Source organism: Roseateles sp. GW821-FHT09H10 (genome assembly GCF_059415865.1).
This window is the reverse complement of the sequence record NZ_JBWKOB010000007.1, coordinates 298,256-311,692: the sequence shown is the minus strand read 5'-3', so window position 1 is coordinate 311,692 and position 13,437 is coordinate 298,256. Positions and strand designations below refer to the sequence as shown.

9 protein-coding genes and 1 other RNA gene are annotated in these 13,437 nt (G+C 63.8%); 9 read left to right on the top strand and 1 reads right to left on the bottom strand.

Annotated features, from left to right (window positions below):
* Positions 1 to 2,643 (bottom strand): DNA gyrase subunit A, encoded by a 2,643-nt coding sequence (gene gyrA, locus AC07OY_RS27325; protein ID WP_495045777.1) that lies wholly within the window; start codon positions 2,641 to 2,643, stop codon positions 1 to 3.
* A gap of 262 nt (positions 2,644 to 2,905) precedes the next feature.
* Here gyrA and ompA point away from each other — a divergent pair, with 262 nt between their 5' ends.
* From ompA to AC07OY_RS27280, 9 genes are all read left to right on the top strand, one after another.
* Complete coding sequence (gene ompA / locus AC07OY_RS27320; protein ID WP_495045753.1) at positions 2,906 to 3,565, top strand: outer membrane protein OmpA; 660 nt, start codon at positions 2,906 to 2,908, stop codon at positions 3,563 to 3,565.
* A 78-nt stretch (positions 3,566 to 3,643) separates the two neighbouring features.
* The gene (ubiG, locus tag AC07OY_RS27315; RefSeq protein ID WP_495045752.1) at positions 3,644 to 4,348 is read left to right on the top strand and encodes a bifunctional 2-polyprenyl-6-hydroxyphenol methylase/3-demethylubiquinol 3-O-methyltransferase UbiG; all 705 of its coding nucleotides are present in this window, start codon (positions 3,644 to 3,646) and stop codon (positions 4,346 to 4,348) included.
* Positions 4,345 to 5,019 carry an HAD-IA family hydrolase gene (locus tag AC07OY_RS27310; protein WP_495045751.1) on the top strand — a complete coding sequence of 225 codons (675 nt, stop codon included), beginning with the start codon at positions 4,345 to 4,347 and terminating at the stop codon, positions 5,017 to 5,019. The genes ubiG and AC07OY_RS27310 overlap by 4 nt, the downstream gene beginning before the upstream one ends.
* 13 nt (positions 5,020 to 5,032) lie before the next feature.
* Positions 5,033 to 5,405, top strand: a transfer-messenger RNA (tmRNA) gene (gene ssrA, locus AC07OY_RS27305).
* A gap of 214 nt (positions 5,406 to 5,619) precedes the next feature.
* On the top strand, positions 5,620 to 6,909 hold the full coding sequence (locus AC07OY_RS27300; RefSeq protein WP_495045750.1) for a tyrosine-type recombinase/integrase: 1,290 nt from the start codon (positions 5,620 to 5,622) through the stop codon (positions 6,907 to 6,909).
* Between the two features lie 1,090 nt (positions 6,910 to 7,999).
* Positions 8,000 to 10,249: a type I secretion system permease/ATPase gene (locus tag AC07OY_RS27295; RefSeq protein ID WP_495045749.1), complete on the top strand. Its 2,250-nt coding sequence runs from the start codon at positions 8,000 to 8,002 to the stop codon at positions 10,247 to 10,249.
* Positions 10,246 to 11,703, top strand: a complete 1,458-nt coding sequence (locus AC07OY_RS27290) for an HlyD family type I secretion periplasmic adaptor subunit (protein WP_495045748.1) — start codon at positions 10,246 to 10,248, stop codon at positions 11,701 to 11,703. Before AC07OY_RS27295 ends, AC07OY_RS27290 begins: the two co-directional genes overlap by 4 nt.
* 2 nt (positions 11,704 to 11,705) lie before the next feature.
* Positions 11,706 to 12,989, top strand: a complete 1,284-nt coding sequence (locus tag AC07OY_RS27285) for a glycosyltransferase family 4 protein (RefSeq protein WP_495045746.1) — start codon at positions 11,706 to 11,708, stop codon at positions 12,987 to 12,989.
* A 34-nt stretch (positions 12,990 to 13,023) separates the two neighbouring features.
* The gene (locus AC07OY_RS27280; RefSeq protein ID WP_495045745.1) at positions 13,024 to 13,428 is read left to right on the top strand and encodes a hypothetical protein; all 405 of its coding nucleotides are present in this window, start codon (positions 13,024 to 13,026) and stop codon (positions 13,426 to 13,428) included.
* The last annotated feature ends 9 nt before the right edge of the window (positions 13,429 to 13,437 follow it).

The following is a 13,437-nucleotide window of genomic DNA, read 5'->3' as shown; positions in this document are numbered from 1 at the left end:
TCAGTCCTTGGGGGCTTCAGGGGATTCATCGGCCGAGCCAGTTTCGCCGCCTTCGGCGCCGGCATCGGCTTCGTTGGCATCGTTCTCGACGATGCGCTGCAGGCCGGACAGCTTGCTGCCGTCATCCAGCGCGATCAGCGTGACGCCCTGGGTGGCGCGGCCGAGCTCGCGGATCTCGGCGACACGGGTGCGCACCAGCACGCCCTTGTCGGTGATCAGCATGATCTCGTCCTCGGGGCGCACCAGCGTTGCGGCGACGACGCGGCCGTTGCGCTCGCTCTGCTGGATGGCGATCATGCCCTTGGTGCCGCGGCCGTGGCGGGTGTATTCGACGATGGAAGTGCGCTTGCCGTAGCCGTTTTCGGTGGCGGTCAGCACGCTCTGGGTCTCGTCTTCGGCCACCAGCATGGCGATCAGGCGCTGGTCGGGCTCGAGCATCATGCCGCGCACGCCGCGGGCGGTGCGGCCCATGGGGCGCACATCGTCCTCGTCGAAGCGCACCGCCTTGCCGCCGTCGCTGAACAGCATCACGTCGTGATGGCCGTCGGTCAGCGCAGCGCCAATCAGGTGGTCGCCCTCGTCCAGGTCGACGGCGATGATGCCGGCCTTGCGCGGGTTGCTGAAGTCCTTGAGGGACGTCTTCTTGACCGTGCCCATGGCCGTGGACATGAAGATGAAGTGGTCTTCAGGGAAGCTGCGGAACTCGCCCGTCAGCGCCAGCACCACGGTGATCTTCTCGCCGGCCTGCAGCGGGAACATGTTGACGATGGGCTTGCCGCGCGAGTTGCGCGAGCCCTGCGGCACTTCCCAGACCTTGAGCCAGTAGACGCGGCCGCGGTCGGAGAAGCACAGGATCCAGTCGTGGGTGTTGGCGATGAAGAGCTGGTCGATCCAGTCGTCTTCCTTCGTCGCCGTGGCCTGCTTGCCGCGGCCGCCGCGGCGCTGCGAGCGGTATTCACTGAGCGCCTGGCTCTTGATGTAGCCGGTGTGCGAGAGCGTCACGACCATGTCGGTCGGCGTGATCAGGTCCTCGGTACCCAGCTCCTGGGCGTTGTGCTCGATGACGCTGCGGCGCGCGCCCAGCTTGGTCTGGCCGAACTCGGTCTTCAGCTGGGTCAGCTCTTCGCTGATGATGGTGGTCACGCGCGACGGCGTGGCCAGGATGTCGAGCAGGTCGGCGATCTCGGACATCACTTCCTTGTACTCGCCGACGATCTTGTCCTGCTCCAGGCCCGTCAGGCGCTGCAGGCGCATCTGCAGGATTTCGCCGGCCTGGGCTTCGGACAGGCGGTAGAGGCCGTCAGCCTGCATGCCGAACTGGGCTTCCAGGCCCTCGGGGCGGTAGGCGGCGCTGCCGCCTTCGGCGCGGGCCAGCATCTCGCGCACCAGCGACGAGTCCCAGCTCTTGGCCATCAGGGCCGCCTTGGCGACTGGCGGCGTCGGCGAGGTCTTGATGGTCTCGATGAACTCGTCGATGTTGGCCAGGGCGACAGCCAGGCCTTCCAGCACATGGCCGCGTTCGCGGGCCTTGCGGAGTTCATAGATCGTGCGGCGGGTCACCACCTCGCGGCGGTGCTCCAGGAACACGATGATCATGTCGCGCAGATTGCAGAGCTTGGGCTGGCCGTCGACGAGCGCGACCATGTTCATGCCGAAGCTGTCCTGCAGCTGGGTCTGCTTGTAGAGGTTGTTCAGCACCACCTCGGGCACTTCACCGCGCTTGAGCTCGATGACGACCCGCATGCCGGACTTGTCGGACTCGTCCTGGATGTGGCTGATGCCCTCGATCTTCTTTTCCTGCACCAGCTCGGCGATGCGCTCGAGCAGGGTCTTCTTGTTGACCTGGTAGGGGATCTCGTCAACGATGATCGACTGGCGGTTGCCCTTGTCGATGTCCTCGAAGTGGACCTTGGCGCGCATCACCACGCGGCCACGGCCGGTGCGGTAGCCGTCGCGCACGCCGGCCAGGCCGTAGATGATGCCGGCGGTCGGGAAGTCGGGCGCCGGGATGATCTCCATCAGCTCATCGACGGTCACTTCCGGGTTCTTCAGGGCGAACAGGCAGGCGTCGACGACTTCGTTCAGGTTATGCGGCGGAATATTCGTCGCCATACCCACGGCAATACCCGCCGAACCATTCACCAGCAATTGCGGCAAACGGGTCGGCAGAACCAGGGGTTCCTTATGGCTGCCGTCGTAGTTGGGCCCGAAATCGACGGTTTCCTTGTCGATGTCGGCCAGCATTTCGTGAGCGATTTTGTCGAGGCGAATCTCGGTGTATCGCATCGCCGCGGCGTTATCGCCGTCGATGGAGCCGAAGTTGCCCTGGCCGTCGATCAGCATGTGGCGCAGGCTGAATGGCTGGGCCATGCGCACGATGGTGTCGTAAATGGCCGAGTCGCCGTGCGGGTGGTATTTACCCATGGTCTCACCCACCGCCTGTGCCGACTTGCGGTACTTGGCGTTGTAGGTGTTGCCCATCTCGTTCATCGCGTACAACACGCGGCGGTGCACGGGCTTCAGGCCGTCCCGGGCATCGGGCAGGGCGCGTCCCACGATCACGCTCATCGCGTAGTCGAGGTAGGAGCGGCGCATCTCCTCCTCAAGGCTGATCGGCAGGGTTTCCTTGGCGAACTGGGTCATGCGCAGCATTGCGCGCGCCTACATGGGCGCGACGTCCTTGAAGGTAGGTGAAAGGCGCGAATTCTAAGGGCCGCGCCACCCTGTAGCAGCAGCGCAACATCGTCACCATGCCCTTGAACGTAGGCCGCCACAATGCGTCCGTCTCGGTGCCCCCATGGCACAATCGTCGAGTCCCTAGGAGAAACCCTAAAGTCTCTCCTGAGGTTAGAGGTTGAGTACTGACTCTCGCAGGGCAACTGCGGCATTCCTTGAGAGGAGAATCATGAAGAAACTGAATCGTGTGGCGTCGCTGTTTGCGGTGGCCGCTGTCGCCGTTGCTACGTCTGGCGCTTCGGCCCAGGCCATTGACAACTGGCGTGCAACCGACGGCACCGTCTGGAAGAACGGCACCAACGAATACTGCTGGCGTGACAATTTCTGGACGCCCGCCACGGCCGCCAAGGGTTGCGACGGCGAAATCAAGCCGGCGCCCAAGGCCGAACCGGTTGCTCCGGTCGCCCCGCCGCCCCCGGCTCCCGCCCCGGTTGCCCCGAAGCCCGCCGCTCCCCCGCCGCCGGCTCCGGTCAGCGAGAAGGTCACCTTCGCTGCTGACGCCTTCTTCGACTTCGACAAGTCGACGCTGAAGCCCGAAGCCACCGCCAAGCTGGATGACCTGGTCAGCAAGACCAAGGGCATCAACCTGGAAGTCATCATCGCCGTTGGCCACACCGACTCGGTGGGCAGCGATGAGTACAACCAGAAGCTGTCGATCCGCCGCTCGGAGGCCGTCAAGTCCTACCTGGTGAGCAAGGGCGTCGAACCCAACCGCGTCTACACCGAAGGCAAGGGCGAGAAGCAGCCCGTGGCCGACAACAAGACGACCGAAGGCCGCGCCAAGAACCGCCGCACCGAGATCGAAGTCGTCGGTACGCGCAACAAGTAAGCTCAGGCGCCCTCGGGCGCTTTGCGCAAAGCCCCGCACGGCCCGCCGTCCGGGGCTTTTCTTATTTCCGATTCCGTCATGACGATCAACGCCGACCCGCAAGAACTCGCCAAATTCGGCGAGCTGGCCCACCGCTGGTGGGACCCCGAAAGTGACTTCAAGCCCCTGCACCAGATCAACCCGCTGCGCCTGGGCTGGATCCAGCAGCAATGCCCGCTGGCGGGCAAGCGGGTCGTCGACGTCGGCTGCGGCGGCGGCATCCTGAGCGATTCCATGGCCCGGGCCGGCGCCCAGGTGCTGGGCATCGATCTGTCGACCAAGCCGCTGCGCGTGGCCGAACTCCATGCGATGGAAGCCGGCACCGAAGGCGTCGAGTACCGAGAGATTGCCGTCGAGGCGCTGGCCGCCGAGCAACCTGCAAGCTTCGACGCCGTCACCTGCATGGAGATGCTGGAGCATGTGCCCGATCCGGCCTCCGTCGTGCGTGCGCTGGCCACGCTGGTCAAGCCTGGCGGCTGGGTCTTTCTGTCGACGCTGAACCGCAACGCCAAGTCCTTCCTGCTGGCCATCGTCGGTGCCGAGTACGTGCTGCAGATGCTGCCGAAGGGCACGCACGAGTACGCGCGCTTCATCAAGCCGTCCGAGCTGGCCAAGTACTGCCGCGATGCCGGCCTGGAGCTGCAAAGCAGCCGCGGCCTGAGCTACAACCCGCTGACCCAGCGCTACAGCCTCGGCAGCGACACCGACGTGAACTACCTGCTGGCCTGCCGGCGTCCCGCTTGAAGCTCGCCGATCCCTGGTCACATCTGCGTGCCGTGCTGTTCGACCTGGACGGCACGTTGATCGACAGCGCCGCCGATCTCGCGGCGGCAGCGAATGCCATGCGTGTCGATCGAGGCCTGCCCGCTTTGCCCTTGGCGCAATACCGCCCGCATGGCGGCTCGGGTGCGCGCGGCATGCTCGCACAGGCCTTCGACGTGGCGCCGGGGCAGGCCGGGTATGAACCGCTCAAGCGCGAATTCCTTGATCGCTATGAACTGCTGATGCACGACAGCACGCGGCCGTTTGATGGCATCGAAGCGGAGTTGCTGGGTTTGGCCGACGGTGGCCTGGCCTGGGGCATCGTCACCAACAAGGCCGAGCGCTTTGCACTGCCGCTGGCCAAGGCCCTGGGCCTGGCGGCGGGCGCCATCGTCGGTGGCGACACCACCGGCCACACCAAGCCGCATCCGGCGCCTCTGTTCGAGGCGGCGCGTCGACTGAATGTGGCGCCCGAAACCTGCCTCTATGTCGGAGACGACGAGCGCGACATCCTCGCGGGTCGTGCTGCGGGCATGGCGACGGCCGCCGCCACCTGGGGCTATCTCGGTCACAGCGGCGAATTCCGCTGCTGGGGTGCAGACATCGAACTCGCCGCGCCCGGCGACCTCTTGAAGCAGCTCGGACTGGCCTAAGATAGGCAGTTCTGGGGCCGACCTGGTTTCGACGTGGGTGCGGATCCGGAGTAGGGCATGCCGAGCACCAGTCCGCTCGTAAAACCACTGGAAACAAAGTAACTGCAAACGACTCTACGTTCGCACTCGCCGCTTAATTGCGGATGAGCTTCTCAACGGCAGGCCGATGGGCCGGGCTGAGTTCCGCAAGGGGCAAGGCTGAGAAGTCACTCACATCGGCTGGCGTCTGACCGGGTCACTCGGTGGGGCGTGAGATCAAGTGACTGGCGGGAAAGCTAGCGTGCCACTGCGCGAGTTGACCGTGAGATTCAAATCAGCCGGCTAAGCATGTAGATCTGCCCGGTGATGGCTTGCGGACGGGGGTTCAATTCCCCCCGGCTCCACCATTACAGAGTTCAGCGAAGTGCGCTGAAGTGCAAAAGGCCTAAGTCAATCAACGACTTAGGCCTTTTTCTTTGTGCGTCAGCGTGCGGGTAAGTGCGCCCTCTTCCGGCTTCGGACCGGGTAACTTTCCGGGTAACTGCGATCGACCGGGTAACATGCTCCGCAGCGTTACCCGGTGTGATGCCGGACTTCGGGGGTGACATGGCGGCAAGTGACTTGCTCACAGACAAGGCGATCCGGGTGGCGCTCAAGGTGGCGGCCGAGTCCGGGAAGGCCCGAAAGATCAGCGACGGTGCCGGCCTGGTGCTCGATGTGCGCCCCACGGGCGCCGGCTGGTGGCGCCTTCGGTACTGGCTCGATGGGAAAGAGCGCATGCTGTCCCTTGGCACTTATCCCGATACCTCGCTAGCTCAGGCCCGCGCCAAGCGCGATGAAGCCCGGCGGCGGGTGGCTGGGGGGACCGATCCCAGCGGCGTTCGCAAGGCGGACAAGGCGGCCCAAGCCGAGGCCGCGAAAGCCCTGGCCCTGGAGGACGCCGGCCTGCCTCCTGCAGGCTCCTTTGAGGCGGTGGCCCGTGAGTGGCTGTCCACGGTCCACGCCGCAAAGGTCAGCGCCGGCCATCATGACCGGACTCGCGTCCGCCTTGAGCAAGACGCCTTTCCGTGGATCGGCCGGCGCCCGCTGGGTGAGATCGACGCGCCCGAGCTGCTGGCCGTGCTGCGGCGGGTGGAGGCCCGGGGCGCTATCGAGACTGCCCACCGCGTCAAGGATGCATGCGGCCAGGTGTTCCGCTTTGGCATCGCGTCGGGGGCCTGCGCGCGCAACCCAGCGGCGGACCTGAGAGACGCCCTGCGCCCGGTGCAGACGCGCCACCATGCCGCATTGACCGAGCCGGCCGAGGTGGCAAAGCTGCTGCGCGCGGCAGTGGGCTACGGCGGCCAAGCCGTGACGCGGGTGGCGCTCCTGCTGTCGCCCCTGCTGCTGCTGCGACCGGGCGAGCTGCGGCACATGGAGTGGGCCTGGCTCGACCTTGAGGCGGGCATGCTGACCGTGCCGGGCAGTGTCATGAAGCGAACGAAGGCGGACAAAGCGAACGGCCCGCCGCATCTGGTGCCCTTGGCACGCCAGGTCGTGGCGCTGCTCACTGAGCTTCAGGCCCTGACGGGTGAGGGCCGCTACGTGTTCCCCGCGCTGACTTCTCGTCAGCGCTGCATGAGCGAGAACACCGTGCGCAGCGCGCTACGCCGGCTGGGCTATGGCAATGACGAGATGACAGCGCACGGCTTTCGGGCGATGGCCCGCACCATGCTGGCCGAGCGTCTGAACGTGGCGCCCGAGGTGGTGGAAGCCCAGCTAGCCCACGCAGTGCCGGATGCCCTGGGGCGGGCCTACAACCGCACGCAGTACCTCGACCAGCGGCGGCACATGATGCACGCATGGGCGGATTACTTGGACCGGCTCAGGCAAGGAGCCGAGGTGCTGCCTATGGCCGGGCAAGCCGCCTGACTGCTGCGGCACTCACCACGAGCCGGACGGCCAGCCGGCCCCTCTTTACTGCGCGCGGTGGGGCGCGGCCGGGATCACCTTCGCGCGTTGAGCCCAAGCAGCGGAGCCCCAAGATTGAACACGGCGGCCCAATGCCTCCGCCCCGTGGGCTGCACTCGCAACTGCATCGGGGACGCGGGGGGCAAGGGCGTATGACGGCCAGCTTATGGGAAGCAATCCCAATAGCCATCGGGGTTCCCGTTCGATGGGCAGGGCTAGAAGGCAGACGGGGACAGAGGCGGGGACAAAACGGGGACATGGGGACAGTAGGTAGGAGCAATCTCTCTCATCTCTCGTGGGTCCTTCTGGGCCTCACCCTGCTGCGGGTAATTCGAACCGCATCGTCGGCCTGTTGCGGGACTCTCATAAGGGGGTTATGTGATGGGCCGAGGCAGCGTGCGCAGGCGGCGAAGCGTGCCGTGGGTCCTCCAGGTCAAGTTGGCATGCGGGTAATTCAAACCGAGGCATTGCTTTAGCCTAGACGCTGGCGACATAGGCAACACGCAACAGTCCCAAGGACTCCGCATGCATCCGCTAGCTTCCGCCAAGTGGCGCCCATGGCTGGCAGTGGAAAACTCCGCGTCGACGTTGTTGCGTCCGCCAAGGTGGGTGTGGGAGGCAGTTGCAAGCAGCTGCCCTGGCGCTCAGTGGAGATTGCCGGAAACGTCGCGCGACTGGATTGCCCGGCTCCCCGCGTGCTGGCTGTTCCCAGTCGTGCCGAAACTTGCTTGAACCTGTCGATGCGCCCAACTCGTGCGCCCAACTACGAGGCTTGGTAGTGGTGCGGCTTGGGGGCACGGGCCGAGACTCGCGTAGGAAACGGCGGCGCATTGGCGGCGCACGATCAATCGCGCCCCGCGTAAACGTTTTCGCCGAATGCGCGCCCATCAACAGGAGGTTGGAGCGGTCGGAGTGAATCTTTCCCGGCCCGCCCGTCTGAGTGGAGGCACCCCTTACTCCGAGGATTAGTTACGCGGAAATGACCTGTCTTCTCCGGACAATCCGGCCCGTCAAGAAACGTTAAGCCTGCTTGAGCGGGCACGCCGTCCCCATGAATCAGTCAGTTAGCCGACCGGCACTTCAGCCGGCCGCGGGCGAAGCATTGCCATCTGAAGCAACACACGAAGTTCAAGGAGACTCCCCAACCGCGCCACCAACCGATCCCCTCCAAGCGCTGAGCATCTTGGCTCGTCTGCACCATGTGGCAGCCGAACCGCATGCGCTTCGGCATCAGTTGGGCCTGGGTGAGACGGATGCCGTCACTCGGCAGGACCTGCTGCTGGCGGCCAAGCACATTGGACTCAAGGCCAAGGCAACACAAAGCTCCGCGGAGCGATTGACGTTGGTGCCGCTTCCGGCGCTCGCCGTCATGAGCGATGGTCGTGTGGTCGTGCTGGCTCAGTGCGATGGGCAGCGCGTCCTCTTCATGGATCCGTCCGCGACGGCCGCTGACGGTGCCCAGGCCGCCCGCCCCACCATCGAACCACTGGAGGTCTTCGCCGGACAGTGGGGCGGCGAACTCATCCTTGTCACCAGCCGCGCCTCCCTGGCCGGCTCGCTCGCCAAATTCGACTTCTCCTGGTTCATCCCCAGCATCGTCAAGCACCGCAAGTTGCTCGGCGAGGTGCTGCTGGTGTCGTTGTTCCTGCAGCTCTTCGCGCTGGTGTCGCCGCTCTTCTTCCAAGTGGTGATGGACAAGGTTCTGGTGCACCACGGGGTGACGACGCTGGACGTCATCGTCATCGGCCTGGTGGTCATCATGGTGTTCGAGAGCGCGCTGACCGTCTTGCGCTCCTACGTCTTCAGCCACACGACCAGCCGCATTGACGTCGAACTCGGCGCTCGCCTGTTCCGTCACCTGCTGAACCTGCCGCTGGCCTATTTCCAGGCTCGCCGCGTGGGTGACTCGGTAGCGCGTGTTCGCGAGCTCGAAAACATCCGCCAGTTCCTGACCGGCAACGCGCTCACCCTGGTGCTGGATGTACTGTTCTCGGTGATCTTCATCGCGGTCATGTTCGCCTACAGCGTGCCGTTGACCCTGATCGTGCTGGCATCCCTGCCGCTGTACCTGATCCTGAGCCTGGCGATCGTGCCCGTGCTGCGCGGGCGGCTTAACGAGAAGTTCGCCCGCGGTGCGGAGAACCAGTCACTGCTGGTGGAGACCGTGACCGGCATCCAGACCGTCAAGGCCAGCGCCCTTGAGCCGCAGATGGCTCGCCGCTGGGACGAGCAGCTGGCCGCCTACGTCAGCGCGTCACTTCGCACACAGACGCTGGCCCAGTATGGCCACGAGGGCATCAACTTGATCGGCAAGGCCGTCAACGCCGCGACGCTTTGGTACGGCGCCCACCTGGTCATGGAAGGCACGCTGAGCGTGGGCATGTTCGTCGCCTTCAACATGTTCGCCGGCCGGGTCGCCCAGCCCATCATGCGCATCGCGCAGATGTGGACCGACTTCCAGCAGACGGGCCTGTCGATGGAGCGATTGGGCGACATCCTGAACACCCGGACCGAACTGCCCGCGCAGAGCACCAGCCCGCTGCCCCGCCTGCAAGGTCGCGTGACGCTGGACAACCTGACCTTCCGCTATCGCCCCGATGCCCCGCCGGTTCTTCACGGCGTCAGCCTGGATGTGCGCCCTGGCGAAATCATCGGCATCGTCGGCCGCAGCGGCTCGGGCAAGAGCACCCTGACCAAATTGATCCAGCGTCTGTATGTGCCCGAGAGCGGCCGGGTCCAAGTTGACGGCCATGACATTGCACTGATTGACGCTGCCCAGCTGCGCCGTCAGGTCGGCGTGGTGCTGCAGGAAAACATGCTGTTCAACCGCAGCGTGCGCGAGAACATCGCCATTGCGGACCCCGCTGCCCCGCTGGAAACCGTTATCCATGCGGCCAAACTCGCTGGCGCCCACGAGTTCATCTCTGAACTGCCCCAAGGCTACGACACCATCGTCGGCGAGCAGGGCAGCAGCCTGTCAGGCGGTCAGCGTCAGCGCATCGCGATCGCGCGGGCGCTCTTCAGCCAGCCGCGCATCCTGATCTTCGACGAAGCCACCAGTGCGCTGGACTACGAGAGCGAGGCCATCATCCAGAAGAACATGCGCGCCATCTGCCAGGGCCGCACCGTCTTCATCATTGCGCACCGCCTGAGTGCCGTGCGACATGCCCATCGGATCATCGCGATGGACAAGGGGCGCATCGTCGAGATGGGCAATCACGACGAACTGATTTCCAAGCCTCAAGGCCTCTATGCCCATCTATGGCGCATGCAGGCCGGCAGCAGCGTGGAGGCCTCATGAACACGACCAATACTGTTTCAGCAGCGCAGGAAGCGCCACGCCACCCAACCATGGAATTGCTCGGCCGCTACCGGGCCATCTTCAAGGCGGCCTGGGATCGTCGCGATGAGCTGGCTGGGCCGAAGCGGATGCTGGACGAGCAAGCGTTCTTGCCAGCCGCCATTGCATTGCAGGAGACGCCGCCCCATCCGGCGCCGCGTCGCGCCATCATCGCCATCTGCGCGCTGTTCACCATCGCGCTGCTCTGGGCCTGCTTTGGCCAGATCGACATCGTCGCCGTGGCCCAAGGTCGTGTCGTTGTCAGCCAGCGCAGCAAGACGGTGCAGCCGCTCGAGACCAGCGTTGTCAAGGCGATCCACGTCAAGGACGGCGACAAGGTCAAGGCTGGCGACCTGCTTGTCGAGCTCGACAGCACGCTCACCGCTGCGGACAGCACGCGCGTGGCCGAGGAACGCAGCGCGACCAGGTCGGAAGGGCTGCGGTCCCAGGCCCTGCTCGCATCTCTTCGTCTGGGCGGCGTGCCTTCTTTGCCCGTCGCGGGCTTGAAGGACCTGACCGATGCGGATCGAGCCGGAGCCCAGATTCAGCTGCAAGGTGAGTGGGCGGATATCAGCGCGAAGCTGGCCAAGTACGCCGCGGAGGTTGCTCGACGAAAGGCCGAGATTGCCACCGCCGATCAGCTCGTTGGCAAGCTGCAGACAACTCTGCCTCTGGCCCAGCAGCGCGAGAAGGATTTCAAGTCGCTGACCGAGCAAGGCTTCATTGCCAACCATGCCGGACAGGACCGCACGCGCGAGCGCATCGAGCTGGAGCGTGATCTCGCCACAGCGCAGGCGCGCCTGATGGAAGTCAAGGCAGCTCTCGTGGAGGCTGAACAGGGCCTCAACGCCTATCGCGCGGAGACGCTCAGAACGCTGCAGGACCGGGAGGCCCAGGCTGGCCTCAAATCACGACAACTGGCGGAAGAGGGTGCTAAGGCCAACAAGCGCAACGAGCTGACCCGACTGACTGCCTCGGTAGCCGGCACTGTCCAGCAGCTAGCTGTGCATACGTCTGGCGGGGTTGTCACTCCTGCGCAGGTTCTTCTCATTCTGGTACCCGATGACGCCGAGGTCACCGCCGAAGTCGTGCTGGAGAACAAGGACGTGGGTTTCGTGCGCCAGGGGCAAGAGGCCACGATCAAGCTTGAGACCTTTCCGTTCACGCGTTACGGCACGGTGCAGGCCAGCGTCGAAAGCATCACCGCGGATGCGGTGCAGGACGACAAGCGCGGGGCGATCTTTCCGGCCAGTCTGGTGCTGAGCCAATCGACGATCAATGTTGATGGCAAGCGCATCAAGCTCGCGCCTGGCATGAACCTCACGGCGGAGATCAAGACCGGCAAGCGGCGGGTCATCGACTACTTGCTCAGTCCTGTGCAGCAGCACATGGACGAAAGCCTCAAGGAGCGTTGAGCATGCGCGTGCTCATCATTCATCAGAACTTCCCTGGTCAGTTCAGGCACGTCGCGAAGGCTTGGTCAGAACGGCCGGGCTGGCAGGTCATCGGCATCGGGCGCGATACCGCGCCTGGCATGCCTGAGCTGGAGAAGTCCGGCCGGCTCACCCTGATTCGCTACAAGCCGCACCGGGGCGTGCACGAAGCTCAGCACCACTACCTGCGCCGTATGGAAGACGCGGTGCTGCACGGTCAGGCGGTCGCGCGCGTGCTGCTCGGGCTCAAAGCAAAGGGCTTCACTCCCGACATCATCTTGGCTCACCCAGGGTGGGGCGAGACGCTCAACGCCAAGGATGTGTTCCCCGATGTGCGCTTGGTGCACTTCTGCGAGTGGTTCTACAACGCGCCGGCGGAAGGCAACGGTCTCGATCCGAACTGGCGGGGGGCGGACATCGGCTTCGATCCAGAGTTCCCGGTGACGTTCGACGATCGCGCGCGCATTCGCGCATGGAATGCGCTGCATCTGCTGAACCTTGAGAACTGCGACGCGGCGATCAGTCCGACGCACTGGCAGAAGGCCCAGCACCCCAAGGCCTATCTGGACAAGATCACCGTCGCTCATGAAGGTGTCGATACCGAAAATCTCGGACCGAATCCCAACGCCGCTATCAAGTTGCCCAACGGAGCCGTGCTCAAGGCCGGTGATCCCGTTATCACCTACGTCGCGCGGAACCTTGAGCCTTATCGCGGGTTTCATCAGTTCATGCGTGCGCTGCCGGCCATCCAGAAGGAACACAAGACTGCCGAAGTTGTCATCGTTGGCGGTGACGACGTCAGCTATGGACGCAAGCCCGAAGGTGCAAAGCACTGGCGAGAAAAGATGCTTAGAGAGGTTGGTTCTCGTCTAGATCCGGCCCGGACGCATTTTGTTGGCAAGTTGCCATATGAAGGGTACAAGCGAATTTTGCAGGTGTCTTCAATCCATGCCTACCTGACATACCCATTCGTTTTGAGTTGGTCGTTGCTGGAAGCAATGGCAACGGGTTGCGTCGTACTTGGTGCAGATACATCACCTGTCAGAGAGGTGCTGGTTGATGGAATTAACGGACGATATGTCAGTCCCCTTGATTCTTCGGCTATTGCATCTGCAATGATTGATGGGATGACCCTTTCTGAGGGTGCGAGGGACGCGCTTCGGGAGCGCGCTCAAACCTCTGTTCGGAATGCATATGGAATTCAAGGCGGAATTGACATGCTTTCGCGCATCTGTTGTGGCAAAAATATGCTTCGCGCATATTATTAATTGAATTTTGAGGCAGGAGATTATTGTGGCATTCGTGAACGAACACATCCCAGCATCGGATAAGGTTAAGTATGGAATCGTAGATGATTCCAACTTCTATCGTGCTGGAAGCTCGCAGTGGACGGTGGATAGAGATGAGGGCATGTTTCTGGTTTTTCGGGCGGCATATGGCCCAGAGGGTGCGCGGGATGAGAATTTTTGGGCATTTCAATGGCGGGGCCAATTGCTCGATGTACACATCAAGAACATTAATACAGAAAGCGATGCCAACGACAACGTGCGCGCTCGCAAGAAGATTCTGCACATAGGGGGAATGAGTGCCGAACTCACTGCGGCGAGACCCCAAATTGTTGAGGACCTAAAGCGGGCGCTTTCGGTTTACGGAGTGGCGGGTCTATTGGTTCCTGCCAAGTCATACCACCTCGACCTTGAAGACTGATAACTCGAA